Origin of the sequence: Sphingomonas sp. LaA6.9, assembly GCF_022601895.1 — a bacterium.
Taxonomy (GTDB): Bacteria; Pseudomonadota; Alphaproteobacteria; order Sphingomonadales; family Sphingomonadaceae; genus Sphingobium_A.
The window spans coordinates 1-22,066 of sequence record NZ_JAKVIO010000033.1 but is presented as its reverse complement, the minus strand read 5'-3'; the positions used below and the strand labels follow the sequence as shown (position 1 = coordinate 22,066).

The window sequence follows — 22,066 nt, the reverse complement described above, 5'->3', positions numbered from 1 at the left end:
TGCCCTCTAACTCTTCCCCCGCAGATGAACCCCCGATGAAAGCGAAAGGGGCGGCCGGGACGCGATCGCAGGACCGCGCCCCGGCAACCAATTTGCTTATTCCTGGCCGCCGAAGGTGCGCTGCCACCAGCCACGACGCGGCGAATCGTCATTCTCGTCGGCGTCGGCATCGTTGGCGGCTGGCGCGACGGATGCCTCGGCCGGCTCGATCACGGGCGCTGCTGCCGCGATCTCCGCCTCGACCTTGGGCGCAGCCTTTTTCCGCGACCGCTTGGGCTTGGCAGATGCTGCCTCGGCTTCAGCCTCCGGCTCAACGACGGGGGCGGGCTCGGCGGTGGCTTGTTCGACCTCTGCCTCGACCTTTGGTGCAGCCTTCTTGCGCGTGCGCTTGGGCTTGGCGGGCGCTGCCTCGGCTTCTGGTTCTGCCGCGGGCGCAGCCGGCTCCGCCTCGATCACCGGTGCAGCCTCGACGGCGGCTTCGACCTTGGCCTCTGCCTTCGGTCGGCGGCGCGTGCGCTTGGGCTTTTCCTCTGCCACGGGTTCAGGCTCAGCGGCTGCTTCCGCGACTTCGGGCTCGGACGGAGCCTCGGCCTCGCCGGATGCGGCCATTTCGCCGACACCGGTCGATTCGTCCTGCGCCTCGCCGCCCTCGCGCCGGCGGCGACCACCGCGGCGACCGCGACGATTGCGGCGGCGCTTGGCCTCCCGGCTTTCCTCGTCTTCTGCGCCGCGTTCGGCCTGGCCTTCGGCCTCGCTCTCAACGGCTTCGCCTTCGGCTTCCTCAACGTCGTCGGCGGCGGCTTCCTGTTCGGTCTCGCCCTCGGGACGGCCTTCGCCCTCCTCGCGGCGGCCCCGACGCCCACGGCCGCGACGACGACGGCGGCGTCCGCCCTCGCGATCACGCTCGCCACGCTCTTCGCGACGGCTCTCGGTTTCCTCGGACTCTTCCTCTTCGTCCTCTTCCTCCTCGATGGGAAGATCGTCTTCCTCCTCGATGAGTACAGGCTCGAAACGCGGAGCGTGCTCGGGCGGCGGGCCGCTCGATTCGACGCTCATGCGCGCGCCCTCGGTCTCGCCGTCGGGCAGGATGTCGATGGTCACGCCGTAGCGCTCCTCGATCTCGGCGAGCTCGGCGCGCTTGCGGTTGAGCACGTAGATCGTCGCTTCCTGGCTGGCGCGCAGCGTCAGGCGGCTGCCGCGGCCGCGTGCGGCCTCGTCTTCAAGCATGCGCAACGCCGACAGGCCCGCCGACGATGCGGTGCGGACAAGGCCCGTGCCTTCGCAATGCGGGCACTGGCGCGTGGAGGCTTCGAGGACGCCGGTACGCAGGCGCTGGCGGCTCATTTCCATCAGCCCGAACGAGCTGATCCGGCCGACCTGGATGCGCGCGCGGTCATTGGCGAGCGCAGCCTTCATCGCCTTCTCGACCTTACGGATATTGGAGTTGGACTCCATGTCGATGAAGTCGATGACCACCAGGCCAGCCATGTCGCGCAGGCGCAGCTGGCGCGCGATCTCATGCGCGGCTTCAAGGTTGGTGGCGACGGCGGTCTGCTCGATGCCGTGCTCGCGCGTCGAACGGCCCGAGTTGATGTCGATCGAGACCAGCGCCTCGGTCGGGTTGATCACCAGATAGCCGCCCGATTTGAGCTGGACGGTCGGGTTATACATCGCGGCGAGTTGATCCTCGACATTGGAGCGCTGGAACAGCGGCACCGCGTCCGAATAGGGCTGCACCCGCCGGGCATGGCTGGGCATCAGCAGCTTCATGAAATCCTTGGCCTGGCGATAGCCTTCCTCGCCCTCGACGATCACTTCCTCGATATCGCGGTTGTAGATGTCTCGGATCGCGCGCTTGATGAGGTCACTATCGCCGTAAACCAGCGCGGGCGCGCTCGACGAAAGCGTCTTTTCGCGGATTTCGTCCCATAGCCGTGCGAGATAGTCGAAATCGCGCTTGATCTCGGTCTTGGTGCGCTGGAGCCCCGCGGTGCGAACGATGCAGCCCATCGAGCTTGGCAGCTTGAGATCGGCCATGATCGACTTGAGGCGCTTGCGGTCGCCGGCATTGGAGATCTTGCGGCTGATGCCGCCGCCATTCGACGTGTTGGGCATGAGCACGCAATAGCGGCCCGCGAGCGAGAGATAGGTGGTGAGCGCCGCACCCTTGTTGCCGCGCTCTTCCTTCACGACCTGGACGAGCAAAACCTGACGGCGGCGGATGACGTCCTGGATCTTGTAGCGGCGGCGCAGCGCCATGCGCTTCTGGCGCAGTGCCTCGACCGCGCCGTCGTCGGCCTGGGCGCGGCCACGCTTGCGGCGGCGATCGCCATTGTTGCCGGACTCGCCATTGCCGTCGCCTTCGCCGTCTTCATCGACGGGATCGCCATTGTCGACTTCGTCGAAGCCGTGGTCGTCGCCGTCCTCGCCCTCGTGCGCCTCGTCGTCTTCATCCTCGTGCTTGGCGCGCAGTGCCTCTTCCTCGGCGGCGTGCTCGGCTTCCTCGCGAAGCAGCGCTTCGCGATCTTCCTTGGGGATCTGGTAATAATCGGGGTGGATTTCGCTGAAGGCGAGGAAGCCGTGGCGGTTTCCGCCATAGTCGACGAACGCCGCCTGAAGCGACGGCTCGACCCTGGTTACCTTGGCGAGATAGATGTTGCCTTTGAGCTGCTTGTGCTCGGCGGATTCGAAATCGAACTCCTCAATCCGGTTTCCCTTGACGACGGCCACGCGGGTCTCTTCCCGGTGGCGCGCGTCGATCAGCATGCGCATGGTCATTAAAAATACTCCGGGCGCGCCCGATGCCGGCATCCATGGCCGGCGGCGCGCCAAATTGTGGGGACGGCGCACGGAAAGCGTTACTCCGCGTCGCGTTCGCCCGGGTTGCAGTGTAAATCTGTGCTGTTGCTGCGCGTGCACGTCCGGCGATCATCACCGGAACCGCCCCCAAGCCCGAAGCATCGCCGCCCCTTTGGGCGGAATGCGGTGCGGGGGAGAAATGCCTCATGCAGCGTCAACCTGAAATTGTCGTCCCGAGGGACGATCCCAAAACCGCCGCGCGCACCCATGGGTCCGTCGGCAACTTGCACCGCTAGCATCCGAACACCGAAGGGGCAACAAAAAGCCGTTCGGGTTCACGCCGCTTGCGCCCGCAGGCGATGCGGTCGAAACGAATATTTCGCTCGATTCATCGCGCATTGCCTGTCATTTCGCGGATATGGGGATTTGGGCGGGTAGCTTCCAGTGATCTTGGGCAGGCGTTTCGCGGCTGGCATGCCGCTGCTCCTCGCGGCGCTGTGCGCCGCGTGCGGCGATACGCCCGAACCGCGCAGCCGCTACAATATCACCCTGCCACTCGGGGCGCCGAAGCCTGCGCCGCCGTTGCCGCAGGTTTCGGGTCCGGAGGGGCGACCGCTGGTGGTGATCGACGCGGGGCATGGCGGGCACGATCCTGGCGCGATCTCGCCGCACACCGGCGATCGCGAAAAGGCGGCGACGCTTGCGATCGCGCGCGCGATCAGGGACGCGCTCGTCGCTTCGGGCCGCGTCCGCGTGGCGCTGACGCGCGACGACGATCAGTTCATCGCGCTGCCCCAGCGCTACGAGATCGCACGCCAGTTGAAGGCCGATCTGTTCATCTCGATCCACGCGGACAGCGCCGAAAATCCCGAAGCAAGCGGCGCCACCATTTACACGCTTTCGGAGATCGCATCCGACCGCGAGGCCGCGCGGCTGGCCGCGCGCGAAAACAGCGCGGATGTGCTGGGTGGCGTCAATCTCGGGCGTCAGAGCCAGGCGGTCAGCGCGATCCTGATCGATCTCTCACAGCGCGACACGATGGATGTCTCGACGCGCTTTGCTGACATCCTGCACCGGGAGGCATCCCCCTATATGCCTTTCCGCACGCTCTATCACCGCTTTGCGGCGCTGGTCGTGCTCAAGGCGCCCGACATGCCCTCGGTGCTGTTCGAGACCGGCTATCTCAGCAACCAGGACGATACAAAGTTCCTCTTCTCCGAACAGGGGCGCGCGCGCATCGCCCGCGGGACCGCGCGCGCGATCGAGATGCATCTGGCACGCGGCGCGCTGGCACGCTCGCGCTGAAATACAGCGGTAGCGATTTCACCCCGCGCTAACCATTGTCCGCTAAGCCGGCGCCATGAATGCCCACTCCCAGATGCAGGCCGACGCCGCGGTCACCGATGCGCGCCCACGCTCGGCTGTCAGCCATGGCGTCGGCGTCGCAGGATTGGCCGGGCTGTTCGCCTGGATCGCGATCGCGCGGCAGTTCGGGATGGACGGGCCGCACTCGGCACTGATGGCGGTGTTGTGGTGCGGTCTGCCGATGGTCGCCTGGTCGCTGTTTGTCGACCGCGTCCACCGCAATCCCTCGACGGGCATGGACTGGTCGATGCCGCCGCGGCCGCTTGCCGACACGCTCGACATTTCGATCGGCAAGATCGCCGGCCTCTGGGCGACCTGGGGTATCATCGCGGTGATCTATTGCATCGGGCGCTGGTATTGGGAGGGCAACTACCAGTTCTCGATGATGGTGCTCGGCACCGCTGCGCCCTGGCTGGTCGGGCTGTCCATCCCCTATGTGCTCTGGCTCGATCGCCGGCTGACTGATCCACGCGACGGCGCGTGGGTCTTCGGCCAGTGGCTTGCGGGGCAGGGGATCGCCGACCGCGAGAAGCTCTGTGACCATTTCCGCGCCTGGGCGGTCAAGGGCTTCTTCCTTGCCTTCATGCTCTCCATCGTGCCGGGCGGATTCGGCGATTTCGTGCGCGCGCCGATCGGCGAGGTGCTTTCCGGGCCGGTGTCGCTCATCAACTGGCTGATAACGGGGATGTTCGTCGTCGACGTGATGTTCGCGACCGTCGGCTATGCGGTGACGATGAAGCCGCTCGATGCGCATATCCGCTCGGCCAATCCCTATGCTGCAGGCTGGACCGCGGCGCTGATCTGCTACCCGCCCTTCATCCTGATGAACCCCGGCGGCCCGCTCGATCATCACAAGGCCGCGGGCGACTGGGCGATGTGGTTCGCCAACTATCCCGTCTTTCTGGTGGGCACGGGGATCGCGCTGGTCGCGCTGACCGCCATCTATGCCTGGGCGACCGTGGCCTTCGGGCTGCGCTTTTCCAACCTCACGCATCGCGGCGTGCTGACGCACGGACCCTATGCGTGGACCAAGCACCCTGCCTATCTCTCGAAAAACCTTTTCTGGTGGTTGTCGCTGCTTCCCTTTTTCGCGACCTCGGGCAGCCTCGTCGATGCCGCGCGCAACACCGCGATCTTGGGCATAGTCTCGGGGGTCTATTACTGGCGCGCGCGCACCGAGGAAGCGCATCTGGGGCAGGATCCCGCCTATCGCGCCTATGCCGAATGGATGGAGCGCAACGGCCCTATCCCGCGGCTGATCCGCTGGCTTACGGGACGCAAGCCAGCGGATCTCGCACCCGCTGAGTGAGCCGGTTCAACCGATTCTAGCCCGGTTGGTTAGAGGGGGGTAGGAGCTGACCGCCTGAATGGATGCGCCGACGAAAGTCGTCCGCCCGCGCTCAGAAGCTCATCTCGCCATAGATACGGCTGAGGTCGCCGCCCCATTCGCCGTGATATTTGTTGAGCAGGCGCTGCGCGGGCACCTTGCGGCTCGCCACGATTTCGCGCAGCGGGTCGAGGAAGCCGCTTTCATTGTCGCCCGACGAGTTGAGCCGCGCGCGCGCGTTGAGACCGGCGCCAGCGATCTCGAGCACGTGCGGTGCAATATCGTGGAGCGTGCGGCCGCCCGAAACCGGCGCGTCCAGCGCGAGCTTCGGCACTGAATCACGCAACAGCTGGCGTTCATCCATCGACCAGTCCTTGACGAGATCCCATGCGGCATCGAGCGCAGTCTGGTCGTAGAGCAACCCGACCCAGAAGGCGGGAAGCGCACAGATCTTGTTCCAGCGTCCGCCATCGGCGCCGCGCATCTCGAGGAAGCTCTTCATGCGAACCTCGGGGAAGGCGGTCGACAGGTGGTCGGACCAGTCGGATTCGGTCGGCAGCTCGCCCGGAAGCGCTGGCAGCTTGCCCTTGAGGAAATCGCGGAAGCTCTGGCCCGCAGCATCGATATATTTGCCGTCACGGTAGACGAAGTACATCGGTACATCGAGCGCGTAATCGGCATAGCGCTCGTAACCGAAACCGTCCTCGAACACGAAGGGCAGCATGCCCGTGCGCGCGGGATCGGTGTCCGACCAGATATGGCTGCGATAGCTGAGGAATCCGTTGGGCTTGCCCTCGGTAAAAGGCGAGTTGGCGAAAAGCGCGGTGGCGAGCGGCTGCAGCGCGAGGCCGACGCGGAACTTCTTCACCATGTCCGCTTCGCTCGCATAGTCCAGATTGACCTGGATCGTGCAGGTACGAAGCATCATGTCGAGGCCCATCGTGCCCACGCGCGGCATATGGCGCAGCATGATATCGTAGCGGCCCTTGGGCATGATCGGGAGCTCTTCGCGCGTCTTGTCGGGCCACATGCCGAGGCCGAGGAAGCCCTTGCCCGTCTTGTCTCCGATCGCCTTCACCTGTTCGAGGTGACGCCCGGTCTCGGCGCAGGTCTGGTGAAGATTCTCGAGCGGTGCGCCCGAAAGTTCGAGCTGGCCCGCGGGCTCCAGGCTGACGGTGCCGTCGGGACCCGCGAGCGCGATGACGTTGCCGTTCTCTTCCACTGGCGTCCAGCCATATTGGGTGAGGCAGCCAAGCAGGTCGCGGATGCCGCCGGGCTCGTCATAGGAGGGCGCGTGATAGTCGCTGGTGCAATAGACGAATTTTTCGTGCTCGGTGCCGATGCGCCAGTCTTCCTTGGGCTTTTCACCCTTGGCGAAGGCTGCGACGAGCTGATCCCGGGTCTCAATGACCGGATCGTTGCCATTTGAAACCGTCTTTGTGCTCATTGCCCGCCCTTAGCCGCGCCGTCCCCCATTGGCTAGCGCGGATGTGCAGATGGTTGGCGACGATCGACTTGTGAAGGGGGACGTGTTTTTTATGAGGCGCTTACGTGTCTTTCCAGTCGCCCGCGGCCGCCATCCAGACGCTGGTTGCCGCGGCCGCCGCGGTCTCCGCGCGCAGGATGCGCGGGCCGAGCGTGATTCCCACCGCCTGCGGCAGCGCACGGATTGCGGCGCGCTCCTCATCGTCGAAACCGCCTTCGGGGCCGACAAGGATGGCTGCCGGGCCAGAATGCGCGCGCATTGCCTCGAAGGCAGGCGCGCCGCCTTCTTCATCCGCGAAAAACAGCGTCCGGTCTGCGGGCCAGTCCTTGAGCAGCATGGCGAGCTTCACGGGCTCGGCCATTTCGGGAAGCGCGGTGCGGCCGCATTGTTCCGCGGCTTCGATCATGTGCGCGCGCAGACGCTCGGTGTTGACGCGGTCGATCACGGTGCGTCGCGTCAGTACCGGCACGAGCCGGCCGACGCCAAGCTCGCACGCCTTTTCCGCCACCCAGTCGACGCGTCCTTTCTTGATCGGCGCTGCGCAGAGCCACAGATCGGGCACGGCCTCGCGGTCACGCAACCTTGCGGTTGCCTTAAGGATCAGGTCGCGTTTGCCGATGGCGATCGCTTCGGCCAGCCATTCGCCCGTGCGGTCGTCGAACAGCTTGACCGCCTCGCCTTGCTTCAGCCGCATCACCGAGATCAGATAATGCGCCTGCCCGCCATCGATACGAAGCTCCTGTCCGTCGGCGAGTTCGCTGTCGACGAACAGCCGCGGCGCGCTTTCGGGTGGCCATGCGGGGGTTGCGGGCATAAGGAAGCTCGGAAAGTCGTCAATGGATTGCGCCGCCTAGCATGAACAGCGTGCCCCAAGAACCCGAGATCGTTCCCGACACCCAGTATCGCGGGCTGATGCGCGTCCTCCCCGAGAAGATCCGCGGCTTGGCGCTGCTCGCGCGCTTCGACCGGCCGATCGGCTGGTGGCTGCTCTTCTGGCCATGCGCCTGGGGACTGGCGCTCGCGGGCGGGCTGGCCGAGCAATGGCCGCTGGTCTTCTGGTTCCTGCTCGGCAGCATCGCGATGCGCGGCGCGGGTTGCGTCTATAACGATATCGTCGACCGCGATCTCGATCGGCAGGTGGCGCGCACGCGCAGCCGGCCGCTGGCGAGCGGGCTGATCTCATTGAAGGCTGCGTGGGGCTGGCTGCTGCTGCTCTGCCTCATTGGCCTCATCGTGCTCTTTCAGCTCCGGCCCTTCGCGCAAATCGTTGCACTGGGCAGTCTCGCGCTCGTCGCCGCCTATCCCTTCATGAAACGGATCACATGGTGGCCGCAGGCCTGGCTCGGGCTCGTCTTCACTTGGGGCGCCCTTGTGGGCTGGGCCGCGATCCGCGGCGACCTCGCAGGCCCCGTGCTGCTGCTTTATGCCGGCTCGATATTCTGGGTGATCGGCTATGACACGCTCTATGCGCTGCAGGACCGCGAGGATGACGCGCTGATCGGTGTCCGTTCCTCAGCGCTGCGCATGGGCAGTCAGGTGCGCGGCGGCGTGCTTGCCTGTTATGCGTTCGCGGTTCTGCTCTGGGGGAGCGCGATCTGGGCGCTCAGGCCCGATCCGCTCGCGCTCGTCGCGCTTTTTCCCGCGGCGCTGCACCTGTTCTGGCAGGTCGCGACGCTCAATCCTGCCGATGCTCTCGACGGGCTGATCAAGTTCCGCTCGAACCGCTTTGCGGGCTTCCTCGTCTTTCTCGCCTGCGCTGCGGTGGGATCGGCTGCTTGAACCTTCGCGCGGCTCGGCCTAAGCGCGATTGATGCTCTCTGTATCACAAGCCGAAAATCAGGTTGCCGATCTCGTGGCGCGAGCGCGCAAGGCGGGTGCTGACGCCGCCGACGCGCTCTATATCGGCGGCGCCTCCACGCAGGTGCAGATGCGGCTGGGCGCGCTCGAAGATGTCGAACGGTCGGAAGGCGAGGAGATCGGCCTGCGCGTGTTCGTCGGGCAGCGTTCGGCAAGCGCCTCGACATCGGATCTGTCGCCCCAGGCCTTTGACTTGCTCGTCGAGCGCGTCGTTGCGATGGCGCGCGAGGCTCCCGAGGATCCCTATGCCGCGCTCGCACCCGAAGAACGACTGACGTTGGGCGACCTGCCGGTGATCGACATCGACGATGGCGCCGAGGTCGATCCCGCAGCGCTCAGGGCGCGCGCTCTCGAATGCGAGGACGCCGCGCGCAGCGTCGCAGGCGTCACCAACAGCGAGGGCGCGGGCGCCAGCGCCAGCCGCACTGCGATCGCGCTCGGAACAAGTACGGGTTTCGCACGCGGTTATGCGGGGACTGGCCACGGAGTTTCGGCCAGTGTGCTCGCCGGCAATGGCAGCGGGATGCAGCGCGATTATGCCTATCATTCGGCGCGCCATCTCAGCGATCTTGATGGCGCGGCGGCCATCGGCCGGCAGGCGGGCGAGCGCGCGATCGCCAAGCTCGATCCGATCCGTCCCGCCAGTGGGCCGATGCCGGTGGTTTTCGATCCGCGTGCAGGAAGCAGCCTGCTCGGTCATCTGATAGGCGCGATCACGGGCGCCGCAATCGCGCGCAAGACGAGCTTCCTGCTCGACAGTCTTGGGCATGAAGTCTTTGGCGCGGACATCACCATCATCGACGATCCGCACCGTATTCGCGGCCTGCGCTCGCGTACCTTCGATGGGGAGGGGCTGGCCACGCACAAGACGACGATCATCGACAAGGGCGTGCTGACGGGCTGGTTGATGGCGACCGCGGCCGCACGCCAGCTCGGGCTCGAGCCGACGGGCCACGCGTCGCGCGGCATCGGCGGCGCACCGGGGGCGGGGAGCAGCAATCTCCATATGCTGCCGGGAAGCGCGACTCCCGTGGAACTGATGGCGGACATCAAGAAGGGCATCTACGTCACCGAGCTGATCGGCATGGGCGTCAATGGCGTGACCGGCGACTATAGTCGCGGCGCTGCGGGTTTCCTCATCGAGAATGGTGAACTTACGCGGCCGGTCGCCGAGCTGACAGTGGCCGGGAATCTGAAGGATATGTACCGCGCGCTCGTTCCCGCGAACGATCTCGAGTTCCGCTATTCCAGCAATGTCCCGACGCTTCGCGTGGACGGCATGACGGTGGCGGGTGGCTGAGCCGCTGATCGAGCGCGTGGCGGCGGCGGCGGCCGAGGCGGCGGCGATGGCGCATGGCCGCTGGCGCGGCGAGTTCGCGCAATGGGAAAAGGCGCCGGGCAACCCGGTCTGCGAGATCGACCTGGCCGCCAATGACATACTGCGGACGCGCCTGGCCGAAATAGATCCCGAGGCCGGCTGGCTTTCCGAGGAAACCGCCGACCACCCCGATCGCCTGCTCGTCCCGCGGGTCTGGGTGGTCGATCCGATCGACGGCACGCGCGATTTTATCCGCGGACGCCCGGGCTGGGCGGTGTCGGTGGCGCTGGTCGAGGGCGGCACGCCCGTGCTGGGTGTGCTTGATGCGCCGGCGCGCGGCGAGCATTGGCGTGCGATCGCGGGACAGGGCGCCTGGCGCAACGGCCAGCGCCTTGTCGGCAGCAGCCGGACAGGTTTTGCGGGCGCGCGCGTGCCGACCGATGCGTTGCCCCGGGTCGACAGCGATCTGAGCACGGTCGAAAAGCCCAACTCGATCGCGCTGCGCATCGCGATGATTGCCGCGGATGAGGCCGATCTCGTCGCGACGATACGCTGGGGCAATGAATGGGATATCGCCGCCGCCGTGCTGATCGCGCGCGAGGCGGGTGTGAAGGTCACCGATGCCTTCGGAGGCGCGCTGCGCTTCAACAGCACCAGGGGCGAGGCTTTCGGCGTCATTGCGGCGGCGCCGGGAATCCACGACGACGCCGTCGAGCGCCTGCGCGAGCGGGCCGAGTCCGCGATCATCCGCTAGGCGCTGACGTGGTTGAACTTGCCACTGAAACTTTCCTGTTTCTGGTCGCTATTGCCGCGGTTGCGGGCTTTATCGACGCCATCGCTGGCGGCGGCGGTCTGCTGACCTTGCCCGCGTTGCTCGGTGCTGGCGTCCCTCCGGTGATGGCGCTCGGCACCAACAAGGTCCAGTCGAGCTTTGGCGCCGCCACCGCGACATACACCTTCTGGCGATCGGGCCATGTCGATCTGGCGCGGATGGCCTGGCCCGTGCTCGCATCGCTTCTCGGGGCCGCCTTGGGCGGGCTGGTGGTGCAGCGGATCGACCCCTCGTTCTTGGCGGGGCTCGTCCCCGGCCTGCTGATCGTTATTGCGCTCTATTTCCTGCTTTCGCCTGCAATGAGCGAGGTCGACCTGCGGCATCGCATCGAGATACCCGCCTATAGCGCGGTGGCAGCGGCGATCGGCTTTTATGACGGGTTTTTCGGCCCCGGCACCGGGTCGTTTTTCACGATCAGCCTGATTTCTCTGCTGGGTTTCGGCCTGATCCGCGCGACCGCCAATACCAAGCTGCTGAACTTCGCAAGCAATATCGGCGCGCTGATCGTGATGACGGCGGGTGGGCATATCTACTGGACGCTGGGTCTGGCCATGGCGGGAGCAAGCATTGTCGGAGGACGGCTAGGTTCGATGACCGCGATCCGCTTCGGCGGCAAGCTGATCCGGCCGCTGCTCGTGGTGATGTCGGTGGGAATGACGATCCGGCTGCTCGCCGATCCGAAGAACCCGATCGCGCAGATGCTCTGGGCGGGCTGATCAGCCTACCGGAGTCAATCCAAGCCGCGGAATCTCGATCGCCGGGCATCGGTCCATCACGACCTTGAGCCCCGCGGCCTCGGCGCGCGCTGCGGCCGCCTCGTTTATCACGCCCAGCTGCATCCATATCGCCCTGGCACCGATCGCGATCGCCTGATCCACCGCCTCGCCCGCGGCTTCCGGCCGGCGGAAGATATCGACCATGTCGATCGGGTCACCCAGTTGCGAAAGCTCGCGCCAGACGAATTCGCCATGGACATGCTCCCCCGTGATCTGCGGGTTGACCGGGATGACGCGGTAACCCTGGCTTTGAAGGAAGCGCATGACGCGGTTGCTCGGTCGATCGGGGCGGTCGGATGCGCCGACGAGCGCGATGGTGCGCGTCTCGCTGAGCAGCTGGGCGATATCTTCGTCACGCGTCAGGGGCATGTCCATCTCCTTGGCCTCATGCCCTAAATGGTCAGCTGACGGGTTGGTTCAACCAGTCGCGCAGGCGCGCCGCGATTTGGTGGAACGCCTTGCCCTCCGGCGCGTCACCTGCGGCCGGGGGCGTACCCGCATCGGATGCCTTGCGGATCGCGATATCGAGCGGAATGCGGCCGAGAAAGGGATGGCCCATCGAACCCGCCGCCGCTTCGGCGCCGCCGCTGCCAAAGGGGTCCGAGACCTCACCGCAATGGGGGCATTGATATCCCGCCATATTCTCGATGATCCCGATGATCGGCACATTGGCCTGATTGAACAGATCGATCGCACGCGTCGCGTCGATGAGGGCAAGGTCCTGCGGGGTCGAGACGATGACCGCGCCAGACGGCTTGTGCTTCTGGATCATGGAGAGCTGGACATCGCCCGTACCCGGCGGCAGGTCGGCGATCAGCAGCTCCGCATCACCCCATTGCGCATCGATCAGCTGGCCGAGCGCATTGCCCGCCATCGGCCCGCGCCAGGCGATCGCCTGGCCGGGTTTCACCAGATGACCGAGCGATAGCATCGGAATGCCATATCGACTGTCGACGGGGATCAGTTTCTGGTCTTCGGCATGGGGGCGTTCGCCTTCCGTCGCCATCAGCCGCGGCTGAGAGGGGCCATAGATATCGGCGTCGATGAGCCCCACCTTGATGCCGGTATGGCTGAGTGCAATCGCCAGATTTGCGGCCACTGTTGACTTGCCGACCCCGCCCTTGCCACTGCCGACGACAATCAGCCGGCGATCCTTCTTCTCGCTGGTCATCGCGATGCGGACTTCGTTGACGTCGGGAAGCGCAAGCAACGCCGCCGTGATATCGGCCTCCATGCGCAACCGCTCTTCGCCGGAAAGTCCGGTCACGTCGAGGATCAGACTCGCGCGCCCCTCGGCGAGTCTCGGGGCGGCAGTACGTTTTCCGGAAATGGGCGTAATGGCGGCCAGAAGCCTGTCGGTATCGGTCATGTGCGCCAAATAGGCAGAGTTTCCGGCAATGCCACTGTTTTTCCGGAAAGCGCTTCTTATAATGGACCGCATGAACGAAAAATCGGGGTGGTTCGCGTCGATGAACGCGATGCTGAATGAAGGTGGCGGCGGCCCGTGGGGCGGCGGCAAGGATTCGGGCGGCGGTTCGGGGGGCGGCGGCGATCGTCCGCCAAGCCCGTGGAGCCGGCCGCCAGGCGGCGGACGCCCACGCGGACCGCGCGGCGGGCCCGGGCCCTCGGCGCTGGATCAGATCGTGGCCAGGCTGCGCGAGATTTTCGGCGGTGGTGGCGGCTTCTCGCGTCCGGGCGGCAAACCGGTATGGCCGCTGATCGTCCTCGCCTTCTTCGTGGTATGGATCGCGCTGACCAGCGTTCATCGCATCGGCCCCGAACAGGCGGGTGTGATTACCCAGTTCGGCAAATATTCGCGCACGCTGGCGCCCGGTGTGGGCTTCTCGTTGCCCGCGCCGATCGAGCGCGTCGAAAAACTCGACATTCAGGCGATCCGGACGATCCAGATCGGTCAGGCCGGCGGCGAGGACAATCTGGTGCTGACGGGCGATCAGAACCTGATCGACCTTGCCTATTCGGTGCGCTGGAACATCAAGCGGGGCGCTGCCGAGCAATATCTCTTCCAGCTCGCCGAACCCGAGCCGACGATCCAGGAAGTTGCCGAAAGCGCGATGCGCGCGGTCGTTGCCAATTTCACGCTGAACGACGCGATCGGTCGCGGGCGTACCGAGATCGAGCAGCAGGTTGCGGCGGCGATGCAACGCATTCTCGACGATTACAAAGCGGGCGTGCAGATTCAGGGTATCGCGATCAATCAGGCCGATCCGCCGAGCGCGGTCAACGACGCCTTCAAGGAAGTGGCGGCCGCGCAGCAGCAGGTCGAATCCAACCTCAACGGCGCGCGCGCCTATGCGCAGCAGGTGACCGCGAGAGCGCAGGGTGAGGCCGCGGCCTTCGACAAGGTCTATGAGCAATATCGGCTTGCCCCCGAAGTGACGCGGCGCCGCATGTATTACGAAACGATGGAAAAGGTTCTCGCCAAGGTGGACAAGACCGTGATCGAGGCGCCTGGGGTTACGCCCTATCTGCCGCTTCCCGAAATCAAGAAGCGCGCCCGCACCACGGTGGAGGCGGGGCAATGAACCTGATCGATCGTATCGGCCGCTATCCCGTCCAGACCGCGTTGATCGCAATCGCCTTGCTGATTCTGATCACCAGCACCTTCTCGATCGTGCCCGAGACCAAACAGGGTGTCGTGCTGCGCTTCGGCGAGCCGGTGCGCATCGTGAATCGCTATGATTCGAAGGAAGGCTTCGGCGCGGATGGCGCGGGTCTGATCTGGCAGATTCCCTTTGTCGAGAACATCACCTGGATCGATAAACGGATCCTTTCGGTCCCGATGGAGCGCCAGCAGGTGCTGTCGACCGATCAGGCAAGGCTTCAGGTCGATGCTTTTGCACGCTTCCGCATCGTTGATCCGCTGCGGATGGTGATCACCGCCAAGAACAGCGAGAATGTCGCTTCCGCACTGCGCCCGATCTTGGGTTCGGCGCTGCGCAACGAACTGGGCAAGCGACCCTTCGCCACGCTGCTGAGCGCCGAGCGCGGCCAGGTGATGGACAATATCCAGGCGGGTCTCAACCGGGTCGCGCGCCAATATGGTGCGGAGATCGTCGATGTGCGCATCAAGCGCGCCGATCTGCCCAGCGGTGCGCCGCTCGAAAGCGCGCTCGAGCGGATGCGCACTGCGCGGCGTCAGGAAGCGCTCACGATCCAGGCGCAGGGGCTGAAGCAGGCACAGATTCTTCGTGCGCAGGCGGACGCGGACGCCGCCAAGACCTATGCCGCAGCCTTTGGCAAGGATGCCGATTTCTACGACTTCTATCGTGCGATGCAGTCCTATGAACGGACCTTCGGGACCGATGGTTCGTCGCCTGAAGGCTCGTCGTCGATCATCCTTTCGCCTGACAATACCTATCTCAAGGAGTTCCAGGGTCGTCGTTGAACGTCGCCCATTCAATCTGCGTTAAGCTATCGCGCGCCAGCGTCGCGGGAAACCGCGCGAGACTGGGAAATCGCGCCAATTGGAAGGAAGACCGGAGGATTATGAACGTGCGCTACGCCTATGCCATCACCACCGCCCTGCTCGTCGGCGGGGCGGCGATCACGATGGGCACGAACACGCCAGTGGGTGCCCAGACCGCCCAGAACGACGAACGCGCGATGCTTGCGGCGGCGCCGCGGCCAGGTGCGCCGATGAGCTTCGCCGACCTCACCGCGCGGCTTGCCCCCGCGGTGGTCAACATCTCGACCAAGCAGACCGTCCAGGTCCAGAACCAGAACCCCTTCGCGGGCACGCCCTTCCAGGACTTTTTTGGCCAGTTTGGCGGGGGCAACAACAATGGTCGTCCTGTCACGCGCGAGGCGCAGTCGCTTGGCTCGGGATTCATCATCTCGGCTGACGGCTATATCGTCACCAACAACCACGTCGTCGCGCCGGGCAATCGCAGTGCGGTGGTCGAATCGATCACCGTGACGCTGCCCGATCGCAAGGAATATGAGGCCAAGTTGATCGGCCGCGACGCGGCGTCGGACCTTGCCCTGCTCAAGATCAACGCGACCAATCTGCCCTTCGTGAAATTCGGCGATTCGACGCAGACGCGCGTGGGCGACTGGATTGTCGCGATCGGCAATCCCTTCGGCCTTGGCGGCACGGTCACGGCGGGCATCGTCTCGTCGATCCACCGCAACACCGGGCAGGGCGGCGCCTATGACCGCTACATCCAGACCGACGCCGCGATCAATTTCGGCAATTCCGGCGGCCCGATGTTCGATTTGAACGGCAACGTCATCGGCATCAACTCGGCGATCTTCTCGCCGACGGGGGGCAATGTCGGCATCGGCTTCGCGATCCCCGCCGAACAGGCCAGGCCAATCATCGAAACGCTCAAGACCGGCGCGCGCGTCCAGCGCGGCTATCTCGGCGTCGGCCTCCAGCCCATCGACGAAGCCATCGCGCAGTCGCTAGGGCTGCCCAAGAATGTCGGCGAACTGATCGCACGCGTCGAACCCGGCGAAGGCGCCGCCAAGGCGGGCATCCAGCAGGGAGATGTCGTCACCAAGGTCGGGGACACCGCGGTCACCCCTGACAACACGCTCTCCTATCTCGTCGCCAATCAGAAGCCGGGCGCCCGCGTGCCGATCGAGATCTATCGCAATGGCAAGCGCATGACGGTGACCGCGACCGTTGGCCAGCGTCCGCCAGAAGAGCAGCTCGCCGGATTCGCTGACCCCAATGGCGATACCGTCACCGAGCCCGACAGCAATACCGGCGAACAGGCGACGCGCGATTCGCTCGGTATCGCAGTGATGGCGCTGACCCCGCAGATCCAGCGCCAACTCGGCTTCGCACCCAATGTGCGCGGCGTCGTCGTCGGTGCGGTCGATCCGTCGAGCGATGCGGCCAACTCGGGCATCCAGCGCGGTGACCTGATCCTGTCGGCCAACCAGCGCCCGACGACCACGCCCGATGAGCTCAACGCCCAGGTGCGTGCGTCGCAGACGGCCAATCGCCCGGTGCTGTTGCTCGTCCAGCGCGGCAATGGTGCGGCGCGTTATGTGGGCGTGAAGCTCAAGACGCGCTGACGCGAAAAGCGCCCGATTGTCGGCGCTTGTCGTCCCATATGCCCTGCCGCTAAGAGGGCAGGGCATATGGAGGCGCTGCATGGCTGACGAGACGGGAATCTTCATCGGGGCCGGCGGCGGTGAGCGCCAGATCCTCAATTTCAGGCGCGCCAACCGTCACGGGCTGATCGCGGGCGCGACCGGCACGGGCAAGACCGTCACCCTGCAGGGCATCGCCGAGGGCTTTTCGCGCGCCGGCGTCCCGGTCTTCGTCGCCGATGTGAAGGGCGACCTTTCGGGCATGGCGATGGCGGGATCGCCAACCGCCAAGGTGCACGAACCCTTTGCTGCGCGCGCCGCCGAGATCGGCGACACCGACTGGCAGTACAAGGACAACCCTGTCCAGTTCTGGGATCTGTTCGGCGAACAGGGCCACCCGATCCGCACCACCATTTCCGAAATGGGGCCGCTGCTGCTCTCGCGGCTGATGGACCTCAATGAGGTGCAGGAGGGCGTGCTGACCATCGCTTTCCATGTCGCGGACAAGGACGGGCTGCTGCTGCTCGACCTCGACGACCTTCAGGCGATGCTCGCGCACTGCGCCGAGCGCGCCGACGAACTCACGACCACCTATGGCAATGTATCGAAGGCGAGCATCGGCACGATCCAGCGCTCGCTGCTCCAGCTCCGTTCGCAGGGCGGCGACAGGTTCTTCGGCGAACCCGCGCTCGATATCGACGATTTTTTCAAGACCGACGATCAGGGCAGGGGTGTCGTCAACATCCTCGCCGCCGACAAGCTGATGGCCAGCCCCAAGCTCTATTCGACCTTCCTGCTCTGGCTTCTCTCCGAGCTGTTCGAGACGCTTCCCGAGATCGGCGATCCCGACAAGCCGCGGCTCGTCTTCTTCTTCGACGAGGCGCATCTGCTTTTTGACGAGGCGCCCAAAGCGCTGGTCGAGAAGGTCGAACAGGTCGTGCGGCTGATCCGTTCGAAGGGCATCGGCGTCTATTTCATCACGCAGAATCCGATCGACATTCCCGACGGAGTCGCGGGTCAGCTCGGCAACCGTGTCCAGCACGCGCTGCGCGCCTTCACCCCGCGCGACGAGAAGGCGATCAGGTCGGCGGCAGAAACCTTCCGCGCGAACCCCGATGTCAACGTCGTCACAGCGATCACCGAGCTGAAGGTGGGTGAGGCGCTGGTTTCGCTGCTCCAGGCCGATGGCGCGCCCTCTCCCGTACAGCGCACGCTGATCAAGCCCGTCTGCTCGCGCGTCGGACCGGTCACCCCGATCGAGCGCGGCGTGATCAGGGAAACCGACGCCATCGGCAACAAATACGATACGCTGATCGACCGCGAATCCGCCGAGGAACTGCTCGGTGCGAAGGCGGCCGAGGCCGCGGCCGCCGCGACAGAGGCCAAGGCGGCTGCCGAACAGGCCAAACTCGACGCCACCAAGGCCAGGGAAGACGAAAAGGCGCGCATGGCCGCTGAGCGCGAGGCCGCCCGGCAGGCCAAGGAAACCGAACGCCAGCGCGTTGCCGCCGAACGCGAAGCTGCGCGGCAGGCGCGCGAAGCCGCCAAGCCCAGCTTTGCCGAGAAGATAGTCGAATCCGCCGCGCGGTCGGCGGCGACATCCATAGGCCGAAAGGTGGCCGGCAATCTGGGCGGCCAATTGCTGCGCGGCCTGCTCGGCGGCTTGTTCAAGGGGCGCTGATGCGTATCGCGCTGCTCACGATCGCGCTCATGTCGGCGTCCGGCCTGGCGCATGCGGAAAATCCCGCCTCGATCGCGGGGCGCTATGACGGCGGGCAGATGGAAATGGCTGCCGGTCTTGAACTGAGCCCCGATGGCCGCTTTCGCTATGGATTGAGCTATGGCGCGCTCGACGAGCAGGCCGAGGGGCAATGGGCGGTCGAACAGGGAACGCTCTATCTGACGAGCGAGCCCAGGGTCGTCCCGCCGCGTTTCGCGCTCGTCAGCGACACGCCCGCACCGCGCGGCCGGCTTTCGGCGCGTCTCACCGATCCCGATGCGCTGGGTGGTTTTCCGTTGACGCTGATTGTGACGATCGCGGGTGCCGACCGACCGCAATATGTCGATGTCGACGAGGATGGCTCGCTTCTCGTCGAGCCCGGTGCAGTCGTTACCTCGGTCGTTCCCGATCTGCCGGTATATGAAATTCCCTATCGGCCGCACGCCCTCTCGCCCGACACCGGGCATGATCTGCTATTTCGCTTCGAACCCAACGACCTAGGCAGGGCTGATTTCCAACGCGAGGCCTTTGCGATCGAGGACGGTGCGCTCGTGTTCGAACGTCATGGCCGAACGATCCGCTTCCGCCGCACCCGGCCTTGAACCCCTTCTCTTATCTCCGGGCATGACAGTGTGCGTGTCCGCGCTTAGGACCCCCTGATGCAAACCATCCGACTCCCCGAACTGACGCTGCGTGGCATCGTGCTTGGCGGCCTGATCACGCTCGTTTTCACCGCGGCCAATGTCTATCTCGGGCTGAAGGTTGGCCTCACCTTCGCCACCTCGATCCCCGCCGCGGTCATCTCGATGGCGATCCTGCGCTTCTTTTCGAACGCCAACATTCTCGAAAACAACATCGTCCAGACCATTGCCTCGGCGGCGGGCACGCTGGCGGCGATCATTTTCGTGCTTCCGGGGCTCGTCATGATCGGCTGGTGGCAGGGCTTCCCCTATTGGACGACGACCGCGGTCTGCGCGATCGGCGGCATCCTTGGCGTGATGTATTCGGTCCCGCTCAGGCGCGCGCTCGTGACGGGATCGGACCTGCCCTATCCCGAAGGCGTTGCCGCCGCGGAGGTGCTCAAGGTCGGCGCCGCGTCCGAAGGCGGGGCCGAGGAGAATGCCAAGGGTCTCCGCGCGATCGTTCTGAGTTCGCTCGCTGCGGCTGGCTTCGCGATCCTCGCCGCGACCAAGCTCGCCGCCGCCGAGGCCGCTGCCTATTTCCGCGTCGGCGCGGGCGCGACCAGCGTCTCGACCAGCCTCTCGATGGCACTGATCGGCGTCGGCCACCTTGTCGGTCTGTCGGTGGGCGCGGCGATGCTGTTCGGCATGCTGCTGAGCTGGGGCGGGCTCGTCCCCGTGATGACCGCGATGCACGGCGTTTCGGGCGCGGTGTCCGATGTCGTCGACACCACCTTCCGCAGTGAGGTGCGCTTCATCGGTGCGGGCACGATCGGCGTGGCCGCGATCTGGACGCTGCTCAAGATCATGGGACCGATCATCAGCGGCATCCGCAGTGCGATGGCGGCGGCGCGCGCACGCAAGGACGGAGAGGAGCTCGAGCTGACGCAGCGCGATCTCCCGATCGGCATCGTCGGCGGCACGATCCTCGCCTCGCTCCTCCCGATCGCCTTCCTGCTCTGGCAGTTCTCGGCAGGCGGGCCGATCGCCGAGCACGCCGCGCCGATCATCGCGGGCACGCTCGTCTATATCCTCTTCATCGGCGTCGTGATCGCGTCGGTCTGCGGCTATATGGCGGGGTTGATCGGAGCGTCGAACAGCCCGGTTTCGGGCGTCGGCATCCTTGCCGTTCTTGGCGCGGCTCTGCTGCTCGCCATACTCTACGGCCATGACGACGATCCCGATCGCGCGCAGGCGCTCGTCGCCTATGCGCTGTTCACGACCGCGATCGTCTTTTCGATCGCGACCATCTCCAACGACAATCTCCAGGACCTGAAGACCGGCCAGCTCGTCGGCGCGACGCCGTGGAAGCAGCAGTTCGCGCTCGTCCTCGGCGTGATCTTCGGCTCGCTCGTGATCCCGCCCGTGCTGAGCCTGCTCAACGGCGCCTTCGGCTTCCAGGGCGCCCCGGGTGCGGGCGCGAATGCGCTGGCGGCGCCGCAGGCCGCGCTGATCTCGGCGCTCGCCAAGGGCGTGCTCGGCGGCGATCTCGACTGGAGCCTGATCGGCTTCGGCGCCACGATTGGCGTCGTCGTGATCGCGATCGACGAGGCGCTGGGCAAAGCGGGCAAGATGCGGCTCCCGCCCCTGGGGGTTGGCATGGGCATCTACCTGCCGATGGCGCTGACCTTGCTCATCCCTGTCGGTGCGGTGCTCGGCTATTTCTACGAACGCCGCGCCGAACGCTCCGCCGATCCCGAATTCGCCAGGCGTCTGGGCGTGCTGATGGCGACGGGGCTAATCGTGGGCGAAAGCCTGTTCGGCGTCGCCTTTGCGGGCCTTGTCTGGAGCACCAACAGCGACGCGCCGCTCGCGATCGTCGGCGAGGGCTTTAGGGGCGCCGCGCTACCGATCGGGCTGGTGATGTTCACGGGAATCATCGCGCTGCTCTACCGCAACGCCCGGCGATCCGCGGGGATCTGATCGGATAGGCGGCAGGTGCGTTCGGGGTACCGTCAGCGGTCATAGCGAGCGGCGCAGCGACGAAGCAATCCTGCAAGGGCCGGGCGCATGGACTGTATTGCGTCGCAACGCGCGCATTGACCATGATGGAACGACAGTCCGCTTTCGACGGAAAGTAGATGTAACGGACGCTGGCGCCAAAAAATGCAAAATGATCCAAGGCCTTTCAAAAGGCGATGCGTATTAGAACGTCGGTCGACAAATTCTTATGTCAACATTGTGGTACAAAATGGAAAATAAACACTCGAAGTTTTAGGCGTTCTCATTGCATGGTTAATAATGGAACTTTCATGATGGAGTGGCCGTTATTAAATTATGTATAGGCCTTTAGCCCGAATTGTGATTGGGTTGGCCATGGGAGCGATCCTGATGGCCGTGAACCCGCTATACGTCGCACGTGCTGGTCCCCCTTCGCTCTCACCGACCGAAACCGCATCGCCGGTCAGGAAGAGCCCGCTTGCGCCGTTCGCTTTTGAGTTAGTCGAACAGCCCAGCCCTTCGCCCTGGCAATTCGAAACCACGCGGCAAGACCCTGTCCGGGCACTTCGGCCAGAGATGATACGCAAGAGTGCCGAGCTATATTATAGAATCCCCTTATCGGAAGGCGTCACCCTGAAACCCGGAATCTCGCATTTCCGCGAACCGCGGGACAGGTTCGGCGGAACGTCGGGCCGGACGGTCATCGGCATAGCGGCTAGCATCAGGTTCCGCCGCTAGCGAAGATCAGACACCGAACCCCTCTTGCCAGTTCGGCTAACGGCGGCCGCCGTTTGCAGCTTCGATTCTATATGACCGGCAGGCCTGGATCGTGTCCCACGCCATGGTGTAGGTCCGCAGGGACGGTCACGGCGATCTCCGGCCAGGCCGGGCTGATCACGCT

The 22,066-nt window shown here is 65.3% G+C and carries 16 protein-coding genes and 1 pseudogene; 12 read left to right on the top strand and 5 right to left on the bottom strand.

Translation table 11 applies throughout. The annotated features are described in order from the left end of the window. Positions 1-96 precede the first annotated feature (96 nt). Positions 97-2,778, bottom strand: coding sequence for an Rne/Rng family ribonuclease (locus tag MKI88_RS15485; RefSeq protein WP_241632296.1), 2,682 nt, complete (start codon positions 2,776-2,778; stop codon positions 97-99). Positions 2,779-3,324: 546 nt separating this feature from the next. Between MKI88_RS15485 and MKI88_RS15480 the strand changes: the two are divergent. Together MKI88_RS15480 and MKI88_RS15475 are read left to right on the top strand one after the other, a co-directional pair. Beyond that, positions 3,325-4,104 (top strand): annotated as a pseudogene (locus tag MKI88_RS15480) (N-acetylmuramoyl-L-alanine amidase); the annotation flags it as partial. Positions 4,105-4,159: 55 nt separating this feature from the next. Continuing rightward, on the top strand, positions 4,160-5,473 hold the full coding sequence (locus tag MKI88_RS15475) for an isoprenylcysteine carboxylmethyltransferase family protein (RefSeq protein WP_241632295.1): 1,314 nt from the start codon (positions 4,160-4,162) through the stop codon (positions 5,471-5,473). Between the two features lie 91 nt (positions 5,474-5,564). On the opposite strand, the gene MKI88_RS15470 is transcribed toward MKI88_RS15475, so the two are convergent. Both MKI88_RS15470 and MKI88_RS15465 read right to left on the bottom strand, forming a co-directional pair. Then, entirely contained in the window at positions 5,565-6,938 is a 1,374-nt protein-coding gene (locus tag MKI88_RS15470) for a glutamate--cysteine ligase (protein ID WP_241632294.1), read from the bottom strand. Between the two features lie 100 nt (positions 6,939-7,038). Then, entirely contained in the window at positions 7,039-7,791 is a 753-nt protein-coding gene (locus tag MKI88_RS15465) for a 16S rRNA (uracil(1498)-N(3))-methyltransferase (RefSeq protein WP_241632293.1), read from the bottom strand. A 98-nt stretch (positions 7,792-7,889) separates the two neighbouring features. On the opposite strand from MKI88_RS15465, the gene ubiA reads away from it, so the two are divergent. From ubiA to MKI88_RS15445, 4 genes are read left to right on the top strand one after another with little or no spacing between them, the layout of a single operon-like run. Beyond that, positions 7,890-8,756 (top strand): 4-hydroxybenzoate octaprenyltransferase, encoded by an 867-nt coding sequence (gene ubiA / locus MKI88_RS15460; RefSeq protein WP_407073366.1) that lies wholly within the window; start codon positions 7,890-7,892, stop codon positions 8,754-8,756. Between the two features lie 31 nt (positions 8,757-8,787). Next, complete coding sequence (locus MKI88_RS15455) at positions 8,788-10,134, top strand: TldD/PmbA family protein (RefSeq protein WP_241632291.1); 1,347 nt, start codon at positions 8,788-8,790, stop codon at positions 10,132-10,134. Next, positions 10,127-10,906, top strand: a complete 780-nt coding sequence (locus tag MKI88_RS15450) for a 3'(2'),5'-bisphosphate nucleotidase CysQ (protein ID WP_241632290.1) — start codon at positions 10,127-10,129, stop codon at positions 10,904-10,906. Before MKI88_RS15455 ends, MKI88_RS15450 begins: the two co-directional genes overlap by 8 nt. Positions 10,907-10,914: 8 nt before the next feature. Next, a complete protein-coding gene (locus MKI88_RS15445; protein ID WP_241632289.1) occupies positions 10,915-11,700 on the top strand; it encodes a TSUP family transporter in 786 nt (261 codons plus the stop codon). Here the strand turns inward: MKI88_RS15445 and MKI88_RS15440 are convergent, their stop codons facing one another. Further along, positions 11,701-12,129, bottom strand: a complete 429-nt coding sequence (locus MKI88_RS15440) for a CoA-binding protein (RefSeq protein ID WP_241632288.1) — start codon at positions 12,127-12,129, stop codon at positions 11,701-11,703. It abuts the gene before it with no gap. Between the two features lie 31 nt (positions 12,130-12,160). Next, complete coding sequence (locus MKI88_RS15435; RefSeq protein ID WP_281063747.1) at positions 12,161-13,129, bottom strand: Mrp/NBP35 family ATP-binding protein; 969 nt, start codon at positions 13,127-13,129, stop codon at positions 12,161-12,163. A gap of 70 nt (positions 13,130-13,199) precedes the next feature. On the opposite strand from MKI88_RS15435, the gene hflK reads away from it, so the two are divergent. The 6 genes from hflK (at position 13,200) to MKI88_RS15405 (ending at position 21,147) form a co-directional block, all read left to right on the top strand. Next, the gene (gene hflK, locus MKI88_RS15430) at positions 13,200-14,303 is read left to right on the top strand and encodes a protease modulator HflK (RefSeq protein WP_407073365.1); all 1,104 of its coding nucleotides are present in this window, start codon (positions 13,200-13,202) and stop codon (positions 14,301-14,303) included. Further along, positions 14,300-15,166: a protease modulator HflC gene (hflC, locus tag MKI88_RS15425; protein WP_241632287.1), complete on the top strand. Its 867-nt coding sequence runs from the start codon at positions 14,300-14,302 to the stop codon at positions 15,164-15,166. Before hflK ends, hflC begins: the two co-directional genes overlap by 4 nt. A 107-nt stretch (positions 15,167-15,273) precedes the next feature. Continuing rightward, positions 15,274-16,806 carry a Do family serine endopeptidase gene (locus MKI88_RS15420; RefSeq protein ID WP_241632336.1) on the top strand — a complete coding sequence of 511 codons (1,533 nt, stop codon included), beginning with the start codon at positions 15,274-15,276 and terminating at the stop codon, positions 16,804-16,806. 79 nt (positions 16,807-16,885) lie between these two features. Continuing rightward, positions 16,886-18,505: a helicase HerA-like domain-containing protein gene (locus MKI88_RS15415; RefSeq protein WP_241632286.1), complete on the top strand. Its 1,620-nt coding sequence runs from the start codon at positions 16,886-16,888 to the stop codon at positions 18,503-18,505. Next, positions 18,505-19,146 (top strand): hypothetical protein, encoded by a 642-nt coding sequence (locus tag MKI88_RS15410; protein WP_241632285.1) that lies wholly within the window; start codon positions 18,505-18,507, stop codon positions 19,144-19,146. The genes MKI88_RS15415 and MKI88_RS15410 overlap by 1 nt, the downstream gene beginning before the upstream one ends. A gap of 57 nt (positions 19,147-19,203) precedes the next feature. After that, positions 19,204-21,147, top strand: coding sequence for an OPT family oligopeptide transporter (locus MKI88_RS15405; protein ID WP_241632284.1), 1,944 nt, complete (start codon positions 19,204-19,206; stop codon positions 21,145-21,147). Positions 21,148-22,066 lie beyond the last annotated feature (919 nt).

Excerpts from the sequence above, each read along its gene's own strand:
- MKI88_RS15455 (WP_241632291.1), top strand. The coding sequence starts at position 8,788 with ATGCTCTCTGTATCACAAGCCGAAAATCAGGTTGCCGATCTCGTGGCG.
- MKI88_RS15485 (WP_241632296.1), bottom strand. The coding sequence starts at position 2,778 with ATGACCATGCGCATGCTGATCGACGCGCGCCACCGGGAAGAGACCCGC.
- MKI88_RS15435 (WP_281063747.1), bottom strand. The coding sequence starts at position 13,129 with ATGACCGATACCGACAGGCTTCTGGCCGCCATTACGCCCATTTCCGGA.
- ubiA (WP_407073366.1), top strand. The coding sequence starts at position 7,890 with ATGCGCGTCCTCCCCGAGAAGATCCGCGGCTTGGCGCTGCTCGCGCGC.
- hflC (WP_241632287.1), top strand. The coding sequence starts at position 14,300 with ATGAACCTGATCGATCGTATCGGCCGCTATCCCGTCCAGACCGCGTTG.
- MKI88_RS15415 (WP_241632286.1), top strand. The coding sequence starts at position 16,886 with ATGGCTGACGAGACGGGAATCTTCATCGGGGCCGGCGGCGGTGAGCGC.
- hflK (WP_407073365.1), top strand. The coding sequence starts at position 13,200 with ATGAACGAAAAATCGGGGTGGTTCGCGTCGATGAACGCGATGCTGAAT.
- MKI88_RS15470 (WP_241632294.1), bottom strand. The coding sequence starts at position 6,938 with ATGAGCACAAAGACGGTTTCAAATGGCAACGATCCGGTCATTGAGACC.
- MKI88_RS15465 (WP_241632293.1), bottom strand. The coding sequence starts at position 7,791 with ATGCCCGCAACCCCCGCATGGCCACCCGAAAGCGCGCCGCGGCTGTTC.
- MKI88_RS15440 (WP_241632288.1), bottom strand. The coding sequence starts at position 12,129 with ATGCCCCTGACGCGTGACGAAGATATCGCCCAGCTGCTCAGCGAGACG.
- MKI88_RS15405 (WP_241632284.1), top strand. The coding sequence starts at position 19,204 with ATGCAAACCATCCGACTCCCCGAACTGACGCTGCGTGGCATCGTGCTT.
- MKI88_RS15475 (WP_241632295.1), top strand. The coding sequence starts at position 4,160 with ATGAATGCCCACTCCCAGATGCAGGCCGACGCCGCGGTCACCGATGCG.
- MKI88_RS15410 (WP_241632285.1), top strand. The coding sequence starts at position 18,505 with ATGCGTATCGCGCTGCTCACGATCGCGCTCATGTCGGCGTCCGGCCTG.